The sequence below is a fragment of the Meridianimaribacter sp. CL38 genome, assembly GCF_004328055.1.
Taxonomy (GTDB): Bacteria; Bacteroidota; Bacteroidia; order Flavobacteriales; family Flavobacteriaceae; genus Gaetbulibacter_B; species Gaetbulibacter_B jejuensis.
The window spans coordinates 236,008-257,360 of the sequence record NZ_QKWS01000004.1 but is presented as its reverse complement, the minus strand read 5'-3'; the positions used below and the strand labels follow the sequence as shown (position 1 = coordinate 257,360).

The following is a 21,353-nucleotide window of genomic DNA, read 5'->3' as shown; positions in this document are numbered from 1 at the left end:
TTAAAACCTATTATCTTAACCATAATTATGAGTAAAACAATAATTGTTTCCAATAGATTACCACTTCAAATTAAACTTGAAAACGACAATTCTTTAAAAATCACACCTAGTGTTGGCGGATTAGCCACAGGAATGAAATCGGTACATGCTGAAGGCAATGGAATTTGGGTTGGCTGGTCCGGACTCACTGAAGAAGAGATAGATAGCTCCACTAAAAAAAAGGTTGACGAAGCTGTAAAAAAAGAAAAATGCGTCGCTGTTTCATTAAACGAACAAGATGTAGAAAACTTCTATTTTGGGTTTAGTAACAAAACACTTTGGCCTTTGTTTCATTATTTTATGGAATACACCGAATTTGAAAAAGACCAATGGGAATCTTACCAAGAAGTGAATCAAAAATTTGCTGACGTAGTTTTAGAGCATATTGAAGATGGTGACAATGTTTGGGTGCATGATTATCAGCTTTTACTATTACCAAAACTTATTAAAGACAAAAAACCCAATACTACTATAGGTTTCTTTTTACACATACCTTACCCATCGTATGAAATTTTTAGAACTTTCCCATGGAGAGAACAATTGCTTGAAGGTATGTTAGGTGCGGATTTGCTTGGATTCCACACGTATGACTATGAACGTCATTTTTTAAGTTCGGTAAAACGAATATTAAGGCTAGATGTAAAGTTCAATAAAATAAATTATCATGACAGAGTTGTAACAGTAGATTCGTTTCCTATGGGAATTGATTACAACAAATTTCATGATGCTGCATTAACGCATACCAATCAAAATCCTAAAGAAAAATCAGAATTACAACGAAGACTAGACAACCACATTCAGTCTACTTCTAATGCTAAAATGGTACTCTCAATTGATAGGTTGGATTACACCAAAGGCATCCCTAACAGGCTAAGAGCTTTTGAGTACTTTTTAAACAAATACCCTCAATTTAAAGAAAAAGTACGCCTTATAATGCTTGCAGTTCCTTCGCGTTCCAACGTTCCTCAATATCAAAAACTAAAACGCGATACTGATGAACTTGTTGGTAGAATTAATGGTGAGTTTGCCACAGTAAGCTGGACTCCTATTTGGTATTTTTACCGCTCAATGCCTTTTGAAAACCTTATAGATCTATACACCTCTTCAGATATTGCATTAATTACACCTGTAAGAGATGGGATGAATTTAGTAGCAAAAGAGTATGTTGCAACAAGAACAAATGAAGACGGTGTGCTAATTTTAAGTGAAATGGCTGGAGCTTCAAAAGAAATGAATGAGGCTTTACTTATCAATCCTAATAATTTTGAAGAAATAGCCGACACTTTAAAGCAAGCTATTGAAATGCCTACCGAAGAACAAAGTAAGCGTATGAAAATTCTACAAAAGCGTTTAAAACGTTATACAGTTGAAAAATGGGCAGATGAGTTTATGAAATCATTAAACGCTACAAAAATTAAAGATACAGTAATGGTTTCTACACGACTGGACGATACACTTCAAAAGAAAATGCTATCTGATTACAGTTCGGCTTCTAGCAAACTACTACTCTTAGATTACGATGGCACATTAGCTGGTTTTAAAAACGATCCAAAAGATGCTAAACCTGATGCTGAGCTTTTTGAACTCTTAGATACCATCAATCAACAAGAAAACACTGATGTAGTAATTATTAGTGGTAGAGACCAAGATACATTTAACGAATGGTTCAGTAAAAAAAGTTACACATTAATTACCGACCATGGTGTTTGGCTAAAAAAACAACATACCAATTGGGAAGCGCTCGAGCATTTAAAGAATGATTGGATGGCAAATATTCAACCTATTTTAGAAACTTTTGTCGATAGAACTCCAGGTACATTTATTGAAAAGAAAAAATATTCTCTTGCATGGCATTATCGTAAAGCAGATCCTGAATTAGCTCAAATAAGAACTATAGAACTAAATACTGTGTTAACCAGTTTAATTTCCAACGATAATTTAACAGTTCTCAAAGGCAACAAGGTTATTGAAATAAAAAGCAGTAACGTTAACAAAGGTAGAGCAGCACTAAGATTGCTTAACGAGAAGTCTTATGATTTTATATTTTCAATAGGTGATGACTGGACAGACGAATACATGTTTGAAGAACTTCCAGAATCAGCATATACTGTAAAAGTAGGTTTCAAAAAAACCAAAGCCAGATATTATGTTAAAGATACTGATGAAGTAAGAACTTTGTTGCGTAAATTCGCAAAATAATAACAACACTTAAATTTAAAAAACAATTAAAGAAATAGAAGAACATTATTTCAAAACCGACAAAGAATGGAGAACATGGCTTCATAAAAACCATTCACTATCCAAAGGTATTTATCTTATTTTCTATAAAGTAGAACACGAAAATGAAAGTATGCGATGGGAAGAAGCTGTAAAAGTAGCCCTTTGTTATGGCTGGATAGATTCTACAGTTAAAAGTCTCGGTAACGGAAAACGCAGACAATATTTTTCACCTCGTAACCCTAAAAGTGTTTGGAGCGCTTTAAACAAGCGTTATATAGTTGATCTAATTACTATAAATTTAATGCATGATGCAGGTCTTAAAACTATTGAAATAGCAAAAGAAAACGGAAGTTGGTCTGTACTCGATGATGTTGAAAATGGTATTATCCCTGAGGATTTACAAATTGCTTTCAATGCAAACAAAACAGCATTTACCAACTATCAAAACTTTGCTCCATCATACAAAAAAGGATATTTGTATTGGCTCAATCAAGCTAAACGAGAAGCTACAAGAATAAAACGAATCTCTGAAATTATTGAATTGTGTAATAAAAACATAAAATCAAGAAGTAGTAGATAACCAAAAACCCACCTTGCTCTATTCATTTTTTACTTGCTCGCATTAACAAGAGTTTAAGATATTTTTAAGGAATATTATATATTTTTAGTGTTTCTTAACTTTTTTGTAAATCTTAAGCTTGAAACAAAAACGAAAACAACTCGCTAAAACCTCTAGAACATACAGAAAACTTCATCGTTATGTTGCAATTCCCTTAGTGTTTTTTATGTTTCTTTTAGGAGCTACAGGCTTACTTCTAACTTGGAAAGAACAATTTCAATTTAAACCCAAAACACACGCTTCATCCTCAAACACATTATCTCTAATATCATTAGATATAATTAGAGACAATGCTATAAAACATATAGAATCTTTAAGCCTTTCACCTGAAATCAACCGAATAGATTACAGACCAAATAAAGGTGTTGCTAAAGTGAGGTTTGAAAACCACTTTACCGAAATTCAAATAGACTGTTATACAGGTGAAGTCCTATCAGTAAAACAAAGAACTGCTGATATTATTGAAATGATTCATGATGGCTCAATAATGGACTTTCTATTTAAAAATCAATCCACACCATTTAAGCTTTTCTATTCAACTATCACATCCTTAGGATTGATGTTGTTATCGTTTAGCGGATTTTGGTTATGGCTTAAACCCAAACAAATCAAACGTTTAAAAGACTAGAATATAAACGCTTGATTGTTTTTTTACGTAAATTTAAAACTCAATAATAATAAACACATGAAAAACGTCTTCTCAATCATTCTCTTCTTAAGTGCCTCATTACTTTTTGCCCAAGAGTTTTCAATGGATTTAGTAAAAAATATGAAACCACGAAATATAGGTCCTGGTGGAATGTCTGGTCGTGTTACAGCCATTGATGTAGTTACAAACAATCCTGATATTATGTACGTTGGTACAGCATCTGGTGGTTTATGGAAGTCAACCTCTGGAGGTATAAAATGGGAACCTATTTTTGACAACGAAGCTACTGCTTCAATAGGAGCTGTTGCTATACAACAATCAAACCCAAGTGTAATATGGGTTGGTACAGGAGAAGGAAACCCGAGAAATAGTCTTAATGGTGGTTATGGCATATACAAATCGCTTGATGGAGGTAAATCTTGGATGCTCATGGGACTTGAAAACACAAGACACATTCATAGAGTAATTATTGACCCAACAAATCCTAACGTAGTTTATGTTGCAGCTATTGGATCTCCTTGGGGAGAACATCCTGAAAGAGGTATTTATAAAACTACAAACGGAGGAGAAACATGGGAAAAAATCTTGTTTGCGAATAATAAAACTGGTGCTGCAGAATTAATCATGGATCCAACAAATCCTAACAAATTAATTGCTGCTCTATGGGAACACAAACGCGACCCTTGGTTTTTCAAATCTGGTGGTGAAGGTTCTGGTTTACACATTACACATGATGGCGGAAAAACATGGAAAAAAATAACTGATGAAGACGGATTGCCAAAAGGAGAATTAGGAAGAATTGGTCTTGCAATAGCACCAAACAAACCTAATATTGTATATGCATTAATTGAAGCCAAGAAAAATGGGTTTTACAAAAGTGAAGATGGTGGTTTTACTTGGAAAAAAGTAAATGACAACTTAAATGAGATAGGAAACAGACCCTTTTACTATGCCGAAATATACGTAGCTCCTGATAATGAAAATCGTGTGTATACCATTTTCACCTACGTAAATGTATCTGAAGATGGCGGAAAAAGCTTTGACCAACTTATGCCTGCTTATGGTGTAGATAATGGTGTGCATCCAGACCATCACGCATGGTGGATTCATCCTAACAATGGTAATTTTATGATAGATGGTAACGATGGTGGATTAAATATCACTAAAGATGGTGGAAAAACATGGCGATTTATTGGCAATATACCTGTAGCTCAATTTTATCACATCAATGTCGATAACGACTACCCTTACAATGTATATGGAGGCATGCAAGACAATGGTTCTTGGAGAGGTCCTGCTTACGTTTGGAAAACACAAGGTATTCGTAATAGCTACTGGCAAGAAATAAGTTTTGGTGATGGGTTTGATGTCGTTCCTGATAAAGACGACTCTCGTTTTGGCTGGTCAATGAGTCAACAAGGTTACGTAAGCAGATACGATTGGGAAACTGGTAATAACCTTTTAGTAAGACCAACACATCCTGACCCAAATGTAGAGTTACGTTTTAACTGGAATTCTGCAATTAATATTGATCCTTTTAATAATAGTACACTGTATTTTGGAAGTCAGTTTGTTCATAAATCAACTGATAAAGGTGAAACTTGGACAGTCATTTCAGAGGATTTAACCACTAACGACCCAGAAAAACTAAAACAATCAGAAAGTGGCGGATTAACAATGGATGCTACAGGAGCAGAAAACCACTGTACCATTTTGGTCATTGAACCTTCTCCTGTTGAAAAAAATATGTTGTGGATAGGAACTGATGATGGTCGTGTTCACGTTACTCAAAATGGTGGACAAACCTATACTGATGTGACCAAAAACATAAAAGGATTACCTAAAGGCAGTTGGATTCCTCAAATAAAAGCATCAAACAAAAACAAAGGAGAAGCATTACTAATAGCTAATGATTACAGACGTTTTAATTACACACCTTATGCTTACAGAACCAAAGACTATGGTAAAACATGGACACGTATTGTAGATGAAAATGATGTAAAAAGCTATACACTCTCAATTGTTGAAGATATTGAAGAACCAAACCTGTTATTTTTAGGAACTGACGACGGTTTATACATTTCCTTAAACGCAGGAGAAAGCTGGACTAAATGGACAGAAGGCTTCCCAACTACATCTGTAAAAGATTTAGTAATTCACCCAAGAGAGCACGATTTAGTAATAGGTACTTTTGGTAGAGCTGCTTGGGTTTTAGATGACATAAGACCTTTACGCGCTCTGGCTAAAAACAAACAAGTGTTGCAACAAAAAGTAGAGTTATTTCAACCTCCTACAGCTATTCAAGCTGCATACCAACAACCAACAGGAAGTCGCTTTGGAGCTGATGCTTTATACAATGGAGAAAACAGAAGCTATGGTGCTCAATTGTCATATTATGTAAATATCGATACTCAAAAAGAAGATGTAAAAGAGGAAGCTTCAAATGAAGACGAAGAAACTTCTGCTGAAAAAACCAATGAAGTAAAATGGGACTCTTTAACATTAAAGATATATGATGGAGAGCGTTTAATAAGAACATTAAAGCAAAAAGCGCCTAAAGAAACAGGTATTCACAAATGGACATGGTATATGGATGAAGCTGGTGTTGAAAGAGCTTCTAGACGAAATAGAACCAGAAACAGTGAACCAGGAGGTATTACTGTTAAACCAGGCACTTACAAAGCTGTTTTAAGTTTTGGAGACCAATCTTCAGAAAAACAAATTACAGTAATGTATGATCCAAGATTAAATATTTCTACAGCAAACATCAATGAAGTTTACAACACTTTAAAAGATTTAGAAAGCACTCAAGAAACTATGGCTAATGCTGTAAAACAACTTGTTGAAAGCAAAGAAATAGCTGAGAAATTTCAGTCTGAACTTAAAAAACTAGATAAAGAAAAATATAAAGACGATATAAAATCATCTAAAGACATCGTCAAAAAAATAGATGAAATTATTGATATTTATTTAGGAAAAGTTGATGAAAGGCAAGGTATTACCAGAAACCCAGAAGTTACTATCAACACAAGACTTAGTCTTGCAAGAGGCTATGTTCAAGATAGTCAAAACGGTATCACAACTACCGAAACTACATTAATTAAAAACTTTAAAGACGCTTTAAATAGTGCGCTTGAAAAAACCAACACCTTCTTTAATGAAGACTGGAAATCGTATCAAACAAAAATGGAACAGTTACAAACTAATCCGTTTAAAGACATATCAACCTTTAAACTCAATTAATTATGAAAAACATTTTAATATTAGTGTTTTTTGCTACTATGCTGTCTTGTAAAAAAGACACTGAGAGCAAGAATGAAGCCCAAGCTAAAAGTATTGAACAGTACAGCATTGAACAGTTCATGAACAACGAAGCTGTAAGTGGAGGAAGTTTTTCTCCTGACAACTCCAAGCTTTTAATCTCAAGTAATCGCTCTGGTATTTTCAATGCGTACACAGTGCCTACAACAGGTGGTGAATACACACAAATTACAGCATCAGATAGCATTTCATACTTTGCTGTTTCTTACTTTCCTAATGATGAGCGTATGCTTCTTTCTGCCGATGGAAATGGTGACGAAATAGACCATATTTATATGAGAGACACAAATGGTGAGATTAAAGATTTAACCCCTGAACAAGGAGCAAAATCTTCATTTTACGGTTGGTCTGCTGATAAAAACAGTTTTTATTTTGGGTCAAACAAAAGAGACGCTCGCTATTTTGATGTGTACAAAATGAGTATCGCTGATTTTTCTTCTGAATTAATTTACCAAAATAATGATGGTTTAAATTTCAGTGGAATTTCTAATGACGAAAATTATATTGCTTTAGTTGAATCTGTCAACACTAACGATAGCAACTTGTATTTATTCGACAGAAGTTCTAACGAAAAAACAAAAATCAATGACAACCTAAGTGCAAATGCATCTGAAGATTTTGCAGTTGATAGTAGTGCATTTTATTACACTACTGATGATGGCGAAGAGTTTTCATACTTAATGAAATATGATTTAGCGTCTAAAACTAAAACTAAAATTGTACAAAAATCTTGGGATGTTAGTGGAGCTGGTTTTACTGATAAAGGGACTTACTTAGTAGTTTATGTAAACGAAGATGGTAAAAATGCTATTGAAGTTTTAGATAGCAACACATTACAACCAATAACACTACCTAATTTTGATAATAAAAGTATTACCAGTGTAAGTTTTTCAAAGGATGAAACATGGATGCGCCTGTATGTTGGTGGTTCCAATTCGCCTTCTGATTTATACACATACAACTTGGAAACCAAAGAACAGCACAAACTCACCAATGTTTTAAACAAAGAGATTAATCCTGACGATTTAGTTACTGCTAAAGTTGTTCGTTTTAAGTCTTTTGATGGTACAACAATTCCTGCCATATATTATTTACCACATCAAGCATCTGCAGATAATAAAGTGCCTGCAATGGTTTGGGTTCATGGTGGTCCTGGAGGTCAAACACGTCAAAATTTCAGCTCTTTAATTCAGTATATGGTTAATCATGGATATGCTGTTTTAGCTGTTAATAATCGTGGAAGCAGTGGTTATGGTAAAACGTTTTTTAAAATGGATGATAAAAACCATGGCGAAAAAGATTTACAAGACTGTGTTGAAGGAAAAAATTGGTTAGCTGAGCAAGCTGAAATTAATTCTGAAAAAATAGGAATCATTGGTGGCTCTTATGGTGGATATATGACTATGGCAGCATTAACTTACACTCCAGAAGAGTTTGATGTTGGTGTTAATATATATGGTGTTACCAACTGGATGCGTACATTAAAAAGCATTCCGCCTTATTGGGAATCGTTTAGAGAATCATTATACTTAGAGTTAGGCGATCCTTATTCTGCTGATTCAACACGTTTAAAACGAATTTCCCCACTATTCCATACTGATAAGGTTACCAAACCTTTAATTGTTTTACAAGGAGCTAAAGACCCTAGAGTATTACAGGTTGAATCTGATGAAATTGTTGCTGGAGTAAGAAAAAATGGCGTTCCTGTTGAATATGTTTTATTTGAGGACGAAGGTCATGGATTTATAAAAAAGGAAAACCAAATTGAAGCTTACAGTAGAATTTTAAAATTCTTAGACGAGCATCTTAAAAAAGAAAATGCACCATTAGATGGTGAAACTCCCAAAACGGAAATAGATCCAAAAACGGAATAAACAAAACAAAAACGGCTAAACTAAGTTTAGCCGTTTTTTTATTCAATAAGCTTTAATGCTTTACTATCTTCTATTTTAATTTGTTTGCCTTCTGTAGAAATTAACCCTTCTTTTTTAAATTGAGACAATATTCGTATTGCAGATTCTGTAGCAGTACCAACAATATTAGCATAGTCATCTCTAGTAAGTACTATATTTAAAAATCCATTATCATCTTCTCCAAAATTGGTTTGCAAATACAAAAGCGTTTCAGCCAAACGTTGCTTCACCGATTTTTGGGCCATATCAACAATAACGTTATCAGCAAGTTTTAGTTCCTCAGCCATATCCTTTAGCATATCCACCGAAAAATTGATGTTATGTGTTAAGTCGTGTATTATTTCGTGCTTTGGAATAAAACACACTTGCATATCATTTACAGCTACAGCACTTAGGTTAGCAGCCTCATCAGAAATTAAAGAACGTTGCCCTAACAAATCTCCTCTAACAACTAATTTTACAATTTGGTCTTTTCCGTTTGCGCTTAACTTAGATAGTTTACAAACACCATCCTTTATACAGTAAACACCATTAACATTATCACCTTCTTCAAAAATAATCTCTCCCTTTTTGATAGTGTGTGTTGTTTTACATCCAGAAAGCCGTATAAGGTCGTCCTTTTGTAACGCTCTTAAAGCATTAAACTGCCTGATAATACATTGTTCGCACTTGCTCATACCTTATTTTGAAGTGTTCTGTAAAAATAACTAAAACCTGATAAATATCATATTTTTTTTAGCCTTTGCTTTCAACCTTTGCACTAGGTATAAATGAGCAAATATTATGAAACAAGCTACATGTTTTCATTGTGGTGATAATTGTACAGTTGAACATATTGTTTACAACGAAAAAGACTTTTGTTGTAATGGTTGTAAAACCGTTTACGAGATTTTTTCTGAAAACGATTTAACTTGCTATTACGATTTACAACAAGCTCCTGGAGCTACACCAAAAGAAATTCAAGGTAAATATGATTTCCTGTCGGATGACGCTATAATTGAAAAGCTCACCGAATTTAATGATGATAAACACCAAATTGCAACTTTAACCATTCCGCATATTCATTGTAGTTCTTGCATCTGGATTTTAGAAAACCTCAACAAACTCAATGCAAATATTACTGCTTCTCAAGTAAATTTTGGAAAAAAGACCGTAAGAATAACTTATAAAACCGAAGCCTTTTCATTAAAAGAAACGGTACTTCTATTAAGTAAAATTGGTTACGAACCTTACATTTCTCTTGAAGATTTCAATACAGGAAAAAACAAAGTAAACCGTAGTTTAATTTACAAACTTGGTGTTGCTGGTTTTGCTTTTGGTAATGTGATGTTTTTATCGTTTCCAGAGTATTTTGAGGTTAACGAGTTCTGGCTAGAGCAGTACAAACCTGTGTTTCGTTGGCTCATGTTTACATTTTCGCTGCCAGTAGTTTTTTATGCGGCTCAAGATTATTTTGTTTCGGCTTACAAAGGTTTAAAATCAAAACTTTTAAATATCGACATTCCTATTGCGCTTGGTATTTTAGTGTTGTTTATACGAAGTACAGCTGAAATTATTCTAGACCTAGGCACAGGTTTTTTCGATAGCTTAACAGGTTTGGTGTTCTTCTTATTACTTGGGAAATATTTTCAGCAACGCACCTACAATTTCCTATCGTTTGAGCGCGACTACAAATCGTACTTCCCTATTGCTGTGACTAAAATTTTAAACGGAATTGAAACACCAATTCAGGTTTATGACATTAAAAAAGGCGACCGATTATTAATTAGAAACGAAGAATTAATTCCTGTTGATGGCATCTTAATTAACGGAAACGCTAATATAGATTACAGTTTTGTTACGGGAGAATCTGAAGCCGTAAAAAAATCTTCTGGTGATAAACTTTTTGCAGGTGGCAAACAAACCTCTGGCAGTATTGAAATGGAAGCTTTAAATGCAGTTGAACAAAGTTACCTTACGCAACTTTGGAGCAACGATGTGTTTAATAAAAACAAAGAAGATAGCTTTACAACACTAACCAATACTATAAGCAAACGCTTTACTATTGCTGTGTTGAGCATTGCTTTTTTAGCTACAACATACTGGCTGTTTGCCGACTCAAGTAAAGCACTTAACGTATTTACTGCTGTGTTAATTATTGCTTGCCCTTGTGCTATTGCACTATCTGCTCCATTCACTTTAGGGAATTTGTTACGCATTTTTGGAAAGTTGAAATTCTATTTAAAAAATGCTTCGGTAATTGAGCAGTTGGCAAAAATAGACACCATTATTTTTGACAAAACAGGTACCATTACTTCTAACAAAAAAAGTAAAACAGCCTATAAAGGTGAAACGCTTACGGAAGAGGAAACAGTTATTTTAAGTAGTACACTTAGACATTCTAACCATCCATTGAGTCGATCGTTATACAACTTGCTTAAGCAAAACAACATTATAACCTTAAGCCATTTTGAAGAACATTTAGGTGAAGGCATTTATGGCGAAATCAATAATCAATCGGTTAAAATAGGTTCTGCAAAATACGTTGGACAACTTCAACTAGAAACCGAATTAAGTACAGCAGTTCATATTAGTACCAATAACACATACAAAGGAAAGTTTACCTTTTACAATGCATACCGAAAAGGCATTTCAAAACTGTTTAACAAACTAAAAAAAGACTACGATTTAGCGATACTTTCGGGTGACAATGCAAGTGAATTAAATAACCTAAAAAAATTACTCCCAAGCAAAACCAAACTTATTTTCAATCAAAAACCAAACGATAAGCTAGAATACATTAAGCATCATCAAAACAATGGCGCTCAAGTACTCATGGTTGGTGATGGTTTAAACGATGCAGGTGCTTTAGCACAGAGTAATGTTGGTATTGCTATTTCAGAAAATATTAATGTGTTCTCGCCTGCTTGCGATGCCATTTTAGATGCTTCAAAATTCAATCAATTATACAACTATATAAAAGCTTCAAAAGCAGCTATTAAAATCATAAAATGGAGTTTTGTGTTCTCCTTTTTCTACAATGCTATTGGTTTATACTTTGCCATTACTAGTCAGCTTATGCCTGTGATTGCAGCTATTTTAATGCCTTTAAGCTCCATAAGTATTGTTGTATTTACCACAATTGCAACAAACCTTTTAGGTCGAAAATTAAAATGAAAAAATTAATGAAACATGACAAATATCATCTTTTAAAAAGAGATGCCAACGTAATTTTGAACTATAACTTCAAGTAGGTATGAGTGTTATTTATGTATTACTAGCTATCAGCATTATCATTGCTATTGTCTTTTTTATAGGATTTATAAAAGCCGTAAAATCAGGACAGTACGATGATGACTATACACCATCTGTACGCATGCTGTTTGAAGACGAACTGGTTAAAAACAAAACCAATAAATCCATTAAAAATCAAAAGTCTAACTAATTATTATGGAAGTACAACAATTTTATTACGACAACAAGATTGTTAAAAAATTCTTACTCGCTACCATGCTTTGGGGTGTTGTGGGTATGCTTGTAGGTTTACTACTAGCCTTTATGTTCTTGTTCCCTAACCTAACCGACGGTATTTCGTGGTTAAGCTTTGGTCGATTGAGACCTTTACACACAAATGCTGTTATTTTTGCCTTTGTAGGTAACGCCATTTTTGCAGGTGTGTATTACTCTTCTCAACGTTTACTAAAAGCAAGAATGTTTAGTGACGCTTTGAGTAATATCAACTTTTGGGGTTGGCAACTTATAATTGTTGGAGCAGCAATTACACTTCCCTTAGGTTATACAACTAGTAAAGAATATGCCGAATTAGAATGGCCTTTTGATATAGCTATTGCTATTGTATGGGTTGTATTTGGTTGGAACTTAATAGGAACTATTTTAAAACGTCGTCAACGTCACATGTATGTTGCCATTTGGTTTTATTTAGGCACATTTGTTACTGTTGCTGTTCTTCATATTTTTAACAGTTTAGAATTACCAATCAGCGGATTAAAAAGTTATTCAGTTTATGCAGGTGTTCAAGATGCCTTAGTACAATGGTGGTATGGACACAATGCAGTAGCATTCTTCTTAACAACTCCATTCTTAGGGTTAATGTACTATTTTGTTCCAAAAGCAGCAGATAGACCTATTTACTCATATAGATTATCTATAGTACACTTTTGGTCATTAATATTTATTTATATCTGGGCAGGACCACATCACTTATTATATACTGCTTTACCAGAGTGGGCTCAAAATTTAGGTGTAGCATTTTCGGTAATGTTATTAATGCCTTCTTGGGGAGGAATGATAAATGGTCTATTAACATTAAGAGGCGCTTGGGATAAAGTACGTGTTGACCCTGTGTTAAAGTTTATGGTTGTTGCAATTACTGGTTATGGTATGGCAACCTTTGAAGGCCCAATGCTTTCACTTAAAAACGTAAATGCTATTGCCCACTTTACCGATTGGGTTATTGCTCACGTACATGTTGGTGCTTTAGCTTGGAATGGCTTCTTAGCTTTTGGTATGATTTATTGGTTGATTCCAAGATTATTCAACACCAAGCTACACTCAACAAAATTGGCAAACTTCCACTTTTGGATTGGAACTTTAGGAATTATTATATATGCATTACCTATGTATGTTGCTGGATTTACTCAAGCAAGTATGTGGAAACAATTCAATCCTGACGGAACTTTAGTCTACGGTAACTTTTTAGAAACTGTTTCTGAAATCATCCCAATGTACTGGATGCGTGCTATTGGAGGATCGTTATACATTATTGGAATGTTTGTCTTAGCTTACAACATAATTGTTACTATTAAAAAAGGCAGCAAGGTAAGCGATGAACTTGCTGAGGCTCCTGCTCTACAACGTGTTTCAAAAAGACGAATTGCTGGAGAAACCTTCCATACTTGGTTAGAGCGTAAACCAGTACAACTAACTATACTAGCTACTATTACTATTTTAATTGGTGGTATTATTCAAATTATACCAACAATAATGGTAGAGTCTAATATCCCAACTATTTCAAGTGTTAAACCATACACACCTTTAGAACTTGAAGGTAGAGACATTTATATACGTGAAGGTTGTGTAAGCTGTCACTCACAAATGGTACGTCCTTTTAGAAGTGAAGTAGAACGCTATGGAGAATACAGTAAAGCTGGAGAATTTGTATACGACCATCCATTCCTTTGGGGAAGTAAACGTACAGGACCAGATTTGCATCGTGTAGGCGGAAAATATTCTGACAACTGGCACCTTAACCATATGTATGATCCACAAAGTACCTCATCAGGTTCTATTATGCCTGCTTATCAATGGTTGATTCGTGATGAACTTGATAAATCTATGACTGAAGCTAAAATGAAAGCTATGGTAAAATTAGGAGTTCCTTATACCGAAGAGGATATTGCCAATGCACAACAAAGCATGACAGAACAAGGTACTCAAATTGAGAAAAACCTTTATACAGATCCTGATTTTGCTGAAAGCTACGAAGCTGATAAAAAAGCAGCTGGAAGCGAATTCATTGAAATGAGAAATAGAGAAATTACAGCTTTAATCGCTTATTTACAACGTCTTGGAACTGACATAAAAGTTCAAGAACTAGAAGCACAATTAACAACACAAAACCAATAAGTCATGTTGAAATTTGTAAAAAACCACATGGAAAGTATTACTGGTATAGAGATATATCCTTTAATATCCTTAATGATATTCTTCCTCTTTTTTGTTGCACTATTTTGGTGGGTTATAACAGCTAAAAAAGAGTACATAACTACTGTGAGCAATTTGCCATTAGACAAAAAAAACAATTAAAATTATGAGACAATTTATTCCATCATGGCTTAGAGTTCCAATCGTATTTTTCGCTATTGCTTTTTTTGCTGAATATATGATTGACTCAGGTGATAAACCAGCATTTATTGAGTATCCATTGCTATCACTGTTTTTGGTATTAGTACTACTTATTCTTATTGCTACTGAAGGTATAGTAAGTTCTATGGATAACGTACTTTATCAAAGTTTAGATGAAGAAGCAAAAGCGAGATACGACGCACAACGTACAAGAACACCAAAATTCATTAAGTGGATTCAAAACACTTATAAAAAACTATTAGGCGCAAAACCTATCGAAGAAGAACACGAAATTATTTTAGACCATAATTATGATGGTATTAAAGAGTTAGACAACTCTCTTCCGCCTTGGTGGATTTATAGTTTTTACATCTCAATTGCTTTTGCTGCTGTGTACTTATTAAAATACCATGTATTTAATGGTGACAGTCAATATGATGAATTAGCACAAGAATATGCCGAAGCAAAAATAGCTATCGAAGAATACAAAAAAACGGCTAAAGACTTGGTTGATTTTAATACTGTTGAATTACTTACTGAAGCTTCAGACTTAAGCAACGGAAAGAAAATTTTTGACACCAACTGCGTTGCATGCCACAAAATTGATGGTGGTGGTGGTATTGGTCCTAACCTAACCGATGAATATTGGGTTTTAGGTGGAGGAATTAAAAATGTATTTAAAACAGTATCAGAAGGAGGTCGTGATGGTAAAGGTATGATTGCTTGGAAACAAAACTTAAAACCTTCTGAAATTGCACAAGTAGCAAGTTATGTACTCACATTTCAAGGTACAACACCTGCTGAACCAAAAGACCCTGAAGGCGAACTTTGGATACCTGAAGGTTCTATAACTGAAAATGTAGAAACCAACTTAACAGAAGAAATTTCTACTGAAACTGATTCTACAACTGTGAATTAAACGTTGCTTAATGAGCCAACAAACACAAAATAACGAAAACTTTAGAGACTCTATTGGTACTATTACCGATGAAGGCAAGCGCGCTTGGATTTATCCAAAAAAACCTAGCGGTAAATTTTATGAAAGACGTAAAATAGTTAGCTACTTTTTGCTTGCCTTTTTGTTCTCTGCTCCATTTATTAAAGTAAATGGCAATCAGTTTTTAATGTTTAATGTGTTAGAAAGACGCTTTAACATTTTTGGGTTTCCGTTTTGGCCTCAAGACTTTCACCTGTTTGTTATTTCAATGATTATTGGTGTCGTTTTCGTTACACTTTTTACGGTTGGTTTTGGGCGTATATTTTGTGGATGGATTTGCCCTCAAACCATTTTTATGGAAATGGTTTTTAGACGTATTGAGTATTGGATTGATGGCGACAGAAACAAACAACGTAAACTAGACAAACAAAAGTGGGATGCCGAAAAAATAAGAAAACGTCTTTTAAAGTGGTTTGTCTTTTTGATCATCTCGTTTTTAATAGCTAATATCTTTCTTGCGTACCTTATTGGTAGCGATAAACTTTTAAGATACATTATCGATGGTCCTCAAGAGCATTTAGGGACATTATTTCCATTACTCATTTTTACAGCTGTATTCTACTTTGTTTTTGCATGGTTTAGAGAACAAGTGTGTATTATTGCTTGCCCTTACGGAAGACTACAAGGTGTATTATTAGACAACAAATCGGTAGTTGTTGCTTACGACCATAAGCGAGGTGAAGGTGAAAATGGTCGTAAAAAATTCAGAAAAAATGAAGATAGGACTGCTTTAGGACATGGAGATTGTATTGATTGCCTACAATGTGTACATGTTTGTCCTACAGGAATTGATATTAGAAATGGCACACAACTAGAATGTGTAAACTGTACTGCTTGTATTGACGAATGCGACCATATCATGGAAAGCATTAATTTACCAAAAGGCTTAATTCGTTATGCTAGTGAAGATGAAATTGAGAAAAAAGAAACCTTTAAGCTTACTAGCCGAATGAAAGGCTATATAGCTGTCCTAACTATTTTAACAGGAGTTTTAATAGGTATGCTCTTATTAAGAAATGATGTTGAAGCTAGAATTCTTAGACTACCAGGACAACTTTACGAGAAAAAAGACAACAACATTATAAGCAATGTGTTTACTTATAAAATTATAAACAAAACCACTCAAGAAATTGATAATGTAAGTTTTAAACTTAGAAATTTTGAGGGCGAGATAAAGCTTGTTTCAACAACTAAAGATTTTATGGTTCCTGAACAAGGTTTAGCAGAAGGCACATTATTTATTGAAATAAATAAAAGCCATTTAAAAGGTGATAAAAACAAGCTTATAATAGATGTGTATAGTCACGACAAATTTATAGAAACCACAACAGTTAACTTTTTGGGACCAAGAAGTTATCATTAAAAAATATTGTTATGAAATTTAATTGGGGAACTGGAATTGTACTTGCATTTATTGGCTTCATTGGTTTTATCATGTACTTTGTTGTTACCATGAGTACAAATGATAAGTACGATCATGATTTAGTTACTGAAGATTATTATAAACAAGAATTAGAACTTCAGAAAAATATAAACAAAGAAAAAAATGCAGCTCAGCTAAAACATAATATTACCTGCAAAAAAACTGATACAGGTTTATTAATAAGCTTTCCGGAAGATCTTGATGCATCAAAAATAACCGGAAAAGTGTTCCTATATAGACCATCTAACAAGCAATTTGATTTTGAAACACCAATTTCTTTATCAAACCACAATTTGCTCGTACCTGACAACCGTTTGTTAGGTGGTCGTTGGAACATTACTATTGATTGGGAATATAACGAAATTCCTTATCGTTTTAAAAAAGAAATTGTTTACTAAATGCTTTGGTCTGCATTCATATTAGGTCTATTAGGTAGCTTTCACTGTGTTGGTATGTGTGGTCCTATTGCCTTTATGTTACCTGTTGACAGAAGTAATTCCGTAAAAAAAATAAGCCAAATTACAACCTACCACATTGGAAGACTGTTAGCATACAGTACAATAGGGCTAATTTTTGGGCTTATTGGTAAAAACCTTTACATCTTTGGTTTACAGCAACAACTTTCAATATGCATTGGTGTATTAATGATTGTTATGGTTTTATTACCCTACAAAACGTTTAGCAAATACAACTTATCAAAACCGTTACACAAAATAATTTCAAAAGTAAAAAGTGAACTAGGTAGTGCCTTAAAAAAGAAAACTGCAGACACTTTTTTAACTATTGGGTTTTTAAATGGGTTTTTACCTTGCGGATTAGTTTATATGGCTGTTTTTGGGAGTTTAGTAAGCAGTACCATTACACAAGGTACTATGTATATGGCTCTTTTTGGTTTAGGGACTGTTCCTTTAATGACAAGTGCTATTTATTTAGGAAAATTTTTAAACACAACTATTAAACAACGAATACAAAAAGCGATTCCTGTTTTTGTAGTTATTATTGGTGTGCTATTTATTTTAAGAGGTTTAGGATTAGGGATTCCTTACATATCTCCTACTCCTGTTGTGGAAATGGTTTCAGGGAACATCAACTGCCACTAAAACAATTAAAACCCTCATAACAAACACATTGAACTATAAAACTGTATCTTTGTTAAACGAGGTAGTAAACTATGAAAAACATTCTTCTTCTTACTGATTTTTCTAAAAGTGCCAATAATGCTATTAGCTATGCGTTGTCTCACTTTAACTCCAGTCCTTGTCACTTTTTCTTAATGTATGTGTATAAGTCTGGAAACTTTATAATGGACGATTTAATGACTAGCAGTAGCGATACTGTTTTTGATGCTATTATAAAAGACGAAAAACAAGAGTTAGAACATTATAAATCTAAACTTACAGATAAATACAAGCAGCATCAATTTTCAACCATTATAGATTATGACGATTTATTGAGTGCCATATCTCAATCTATCGAATTAAATACTATTGATTTAATAGTTGCTGGTTATGATGGAGCTACAAGCTTAATGGAAACTGTTTTTGGTTCTAATACGCTTAAAATTATCAGAAATATTGAACACCCTACTTTAATTGTTCCTGAGGAGTTTCACTATCAAAATATTAAAAATGTTTTAATTCCATTAGATGAGTCTGATAAGTTAAATACTAGTGAGTTTGACAGATTACTAAAGTTTATAGATTTAAAACACACAAATATTCATGTGCTAAGAATTGACAATGATGATACTTTAGCCGAAAGTGATAAACTTCATCTTGAAGAAAAAGTAGTAAACTACACTTATAACATTATTAAAAATGTTGCTCTACCTGATGCTGTAATGACATACCAGCAGTTAAATGAAATTAATTTAGTTGGACTAATAATTGAAAAAGAAAGCTTCTTAAAGCGTTTAATTTCTGAGTCTTCAACAACAAAAATCAGTAAGAGCTTAAACTTGCCCTTACTGATTGTTCATAATTAATACCAAAGTAATATATAAGTATATTATATTTTAAATGTCATTACTGGCAGTATTGCGTGGTTTGCAATATCTTCAGAAATACTGCCTTCAAAGAAATGTGTAATCCCTTTTCTACCATGTGTTGCTACAGCAATTAAATCGGCATTAATAGCATTAGCATGATTTAAAATACCAGATTCAACTGTATAATCTGATACAAAAGTTGTTTGCGACATTGCATCTGTATTGCCTGCTGCAGCTGTTAAAAACCCTGATACTTTTTGCCTCATTTCGGTAGAATTCAAAAACTTACCAGGAGTATTTACATAAACCAAATGCACTTTTGCTCCCATACCTTCAAATTTATTAATTGCTGTTTTGTAAACATCTATAGATTCTTTAGAGAAATCTGTTGCAAACAATACATTTTTAAAAGCAGTAGACTCTAACTTGTTTTTTAAAACCAAAACAGGAATTTCAGAATGTCTTACCACCTTCTCAGTATTTGAACCTACAAATATTTCGGATAAGCCACTAGTACCATGCGATCCCATTACTATTAAATCTGCACTATGGTCTTGTGCTACTTGACTCACTTCACTAAACACCTTAAAGTGTTTAACAATTGGAGTTACAGTTACACCTTTTAGATAGTCTTTATCTAAAAATTCTTCAAATCGTTTTTCAGCTAGTTTTAAATAAAAAATAGCTTCTTCTCCTTGTTCTAGACTTCCTTTGGTTAAAACTGCATCAGAAAGCTCCAACATGTGTAACGCCAAAACCTCTCCATGATTTTGTTTTGCCATTACAGCAGCAGCTTCTAAAGCATATTCAGAGTGTTCAGAAAAGTCTATTGGAACTATTATTTTTTTCATTTTTAGGGTGTTTTTAAAGGTTAAATTTTGTGTTTTTTGTAAGTATTAATTTACAACTTTTTTATGTGTTTCACAAGTTTTTAAGGTTATTAAATTGTCATAGAAAACAATTGTTTTTCAGGTTGTTTTCTTTGTAATAATACATCAAATGCCATACAGATATTGCGAACAAAAGGCTTTCCCTTTTTAGTAACCTTTAAACCTTCATTTTCTAGTATTAGTAACTCATCTTTTATCATTTCTGATAATTTAGCTTTAATTGATTCTAAATCATTAAGCTTTAACGACTCACATTTCCATGAGGTTTTATAGTGACACATTAAATTAAGAATATGTTGTCTAATAACTAAATCTTCTTCATTTAATATATGTCCTTTAAATACAGGAATAATTCCTTCTTCAATTAAATGATAATATTCTTCAATACCTTTTACATTTTGAGCAAAGCCATACCAACTGTCACTAATTGACGACACACCTAGTCCTATCATCATTTGAGTTTTTGAAGCTGTATAACCCATAAAATTTCTATGTAGTTTTTGTGTTGTCATAGCTTCATATAAGGTGTCTGTTGGTAATGCAAAGTGATCCATTCCTATTTCAGAATATCCTGCTACATTAAGCATATCTTTACCTATTTCATATTGCAATCGCTTGTCTTCGGCTTTTGGCAAATCGGCATCATTAAAACCTCTTTGACCATTACCTTTTATCCATGGCGTATGCGCATAGCTGTAAAAAGCTATTCGATCTGGCATTAACTGTTTTGTTTTTTCAATGGTTTCTTTTATATGCTCAACTGTTTGAAACGGAAGCCCAAAAATAATATCGTGTCCTACGCTTGTATATCCTATTTCTCTTGCGGTTTCAGTCACATATTTTACATTTTCAAATGGCTGAATTCTATGTATTGCTTTTTGAACTGTTTCATTATAATCCTGAACTCCAAAACTCACTCGTTTAAATCCTAGGTTAAAAAGTGTTTGTAAATGCTCTCTTGTAGTATTGTTTGGATGTCCTTCAAAACTAAACTCATAATGGTCTGCTAAAACTGCTTTTCGGGTAATTCCTTCAATTAAACGCTTTAAGTTTTGAGACGAAAAAAAAGTTGGTGTGCCTCCACCTAAATGCAATTCTTTAATTACAGGTTTACTCTCAAACAAATTACAGTACAATTGCCATTCTTTTAAAAGTGCAGTTATATAAGGAGATTCTACTTCATGACGCTTGGTGATTCGTTTATTGCAACCACAAAATGTGCATAAACTTTCACAAAAAGGCAAATGAATATAAAGACTAATCCCTTCGTTGTTATTACTCTCAACAAACGATTGCTGTGTTGAGGCTTTCCATTGCTTAAGAGAAAATGTATCCATATCCCAAAATGGTACAGTTGGATAGCTTGTATATCTTGGTCCTGGTATGTTGTACTTGAGTATTAATTCGTTATGATTCATTTGTGTAATTTTATACTTCAAAGGTAGATGCAC

Annotated in this window: 17 protein-coding genes; 14 read left to right on the top strand and 3 right to left on the bottom strand. The window is 33.5% G+C overall.

The window, feature by feature from the left end:
* Nucleotides 1-27 precede the first annotated feature (27 nt).
* The 5 genes from DMZ43_RS11450 (at nt 28) to DMZ43_RS11430 (ending at nt 8,722) form a co-directional block, all read left to right on the top strand.
* On the top strand, nt 28-2,238 hold the full coding sequence (locus DMZ43_RS11450; protein WP_131508364.1) for a bifunctional alpha,alpha-trehalose-phosphate synthase (UDP-forming)/trehalose-phosphatase: 2,211 nt from the start codon (nt 28-30) through the stop codon (nt 2,236-2,238).
* Between the two features lie 25 nt (nt 2,239-2,263).
* Complete coding sequence (locus tag DMZ43_RS11445; protein ID WP_131508363.1) at nt 2,264-2,839, top strand: YdeI family protein; 576 nt, start codon at nt 2,264-2,266, stop codon at nt 2,837-2,839.
* Between the two features lie 118 nt (nt 2,840-2,957).
* Nucleotides 2,958-3,506, top strand: a complete 549-nt coding sequence (locus DMZ43_RS11440; protein WP_131508361.1) for a PepSY domain-containing protein — start codon at nt 2,958-2,960, stop codon at nt 3,504-3,506.
* Nucleotides 3,507-3,563: 57 nt separating this feature from the next.
* Complete coding sequence (locus DMZ43_RS11435; RefSeq protein ID WP_131508359.1) at nt 3,564-6,770, top strand: hypothetical protein; 3,207 nt, start codon at nt 3,564-3,566, stop codon at nt 6,768-6,770.
* Nucleotides 6,771-6,772: 2 nt separating this feature from the next.
* Nucleotides 6,773-8,722 (top strand): alpha/beta fold hydrolase, encoded by a 1,950-nt coding sequence (locus DMZ43_RS11430; protein ID WP_131508357.1) that lies wholly within the window; start codon nt 6,773-6,775, stop codon nt 8,720-8,722.
* A gap of 38 nt (nt 8,723-8,760) precedes the next feature.
* Here the strand turns inward: DMZ43_RS11430 and DMZ43_RS11425 are convergent, their stop codons facing one another.
* Nucleotides 8,761-9,438 carry a Crp/Fnr family transcriptional regulator gene (locus tag DMZ43_RS11425; RefSeq protein ID WP_131508356.1) on the bottom strand — a complete coding sequence of 226 codons (678 nt, stop codon included), beginning with the start codon at nt 9,436-9,438 and terminating at the stop codon, nt 8,761-8,763.
* Between the two features lie 106 nt (nt 9,439-9,544).
* Between DMZ43_RS11425 and DMZ43_RS11420 the strand changes: the two genes are divergently transcribed.
* The 9 genes from DMZ43_RS11420 to DMZ43_RS11380 all read left to right on the top strand — a co-directional run bounded on the left by DMZ43_RS11420 (nt 9,545) and on the right by DMZ43_RS11380 (nt 19,009).
* A complete protein-coding gene (locus DMZ43_RS11420; RefSeq protein WP_131508354.1) occupies nt 9,545-11,917 on the top strand; it encodes a heavy metal translocating P-type ATPase metal-binding domain-containing protein in 2,373 nt (790 codons plus the stop codon).
* 79 nt (nt 11,918-11,996) lie between these two features.
* Nucleotides 11,997-12,185 (top strand): cbb3-type cytochrome oxidase assembly protein CcoS, encoded by a 189-nt coding sequence (gene ccoS / locus DMZ43_RS11415; RefSeq protein ID WP_129761269.1) that lies wholly within the window; start codon nt 11,997-11,999, stop codon nt 12,183-12,185.
* A gap of 5 nt (nt 12,186-12,190) precedes the next feature.
* Complete coding sequence (gene ccoN, locus DMZ43_RS11410; RefSeq protein WP_131508352.1) at nt 12,191-14,386, top strand: cytochrome-c oxidase, cbb3-type subunit I; 2,196 nt, start codon at nt 12,191-12,193, stop codon at nt 14,384-14,386.
* A 3-nt stretch (nt 14,387-14,389) separates the two neighbouring features.
* The gene (locus DMZ43_RS15045) at nt 14,390-14,566 is read left to right on the top strand and encodes a CcoQ/FixQ family Cbb3-type cytochrome c oxidase assembly chaperone (protein WP_129761267.1); all 177 of its coding nucleotides are present in this window, start codon (nt 14,390-14,392) and stop codon (nt 14,564-14,566) included.
* Between the two features lie 4 nt (nt 14,567-14,570).
* Nucleotides 14,571-15,524: a cbb3-type cytochrome c oxidase N-terminal domain-containing protein gene (locus DMZ43_RS11400; protein ID WP_131508350.1), complete on the top strand. Its 954-nt coding sequence runs from the start codon at nt 14,571-14,573 to the stop codon at nt 15,522-15,524.
* Nucleotides 15,525-15,534: 10 nt separating this feature from the next.
* A complete protein-coding gene (ccoG, locus tag DMZ43_RS11395) occupies nt 15,535-16,965 on the top strand; it encodes a cytochrome c oxidase accessory protein CcoG (RefSeq protein ID WP_129761265.1) in 1,431 nt (476 codons plus the stop codon).
* Between the two features lie 11 nt (nt 16,966-16,976).
* Nucleotides 16,977-17,423: a FixH family protein gene (locus tag DMZ43_RS11390; RefSeq protein ID WP_129761264.1), complete on the top strand. Its 447-nt coding sequence runs from the start codon at nt 16,977-16,979 to the stop codon at nt 17,421-17,423.
* Complete coding sequence (locus DMZ43_RS11385; protein WP_131508348.1) at nt 17,424-18,125, top strand: sulfite exporter TauE/SafE family protein; 702 nt, start codon at nt 17,424-17,426, stop codon at nt 18,123-18,125.
* Nucleotides 18,126-18,196: 71 nt separating this feature from the next.
* Nucleotides 18,197-19,009 (top strand): universal stress protein, encoded by an 813-nt coding sequence (locus tag DMZ43_RS11380; protein WP_131508346.1) that lies wholly within the window; start codon nt 18,197-18,199, stop codon nt 19,007-19,009.
* A 23-nt stretch (nt 19,010-19,032) separates the two neighbouring features.
* On the opposite strand, the gene DMZ43_RS11375 is transcribed toward DMZ43_RS11380, so the two are convergent.
* Entirely contained in the window at nt 19,033-19,863 is an 831-nt protein-coding gene (locus DMZ43_RS11375; protein ID WP_129761261.1) for a universal stress protein, read from the bottom strand.
* Between the two features lie 89 nt (nt 19,864-19,952).
* A complete protein-coding gene (gene hemN, locus DMZ43_RS11370) occupies nt 19,953-21,320 on the bottom strand; it encodes an oxygen-independent coproporphyrinogen III oxidase (protein WP_131508344.1) in 1,368 nt (455 codons plus the stop codon).
* Nucleotides 21,321-21,353: the final 33 nt, after the last annotated feature.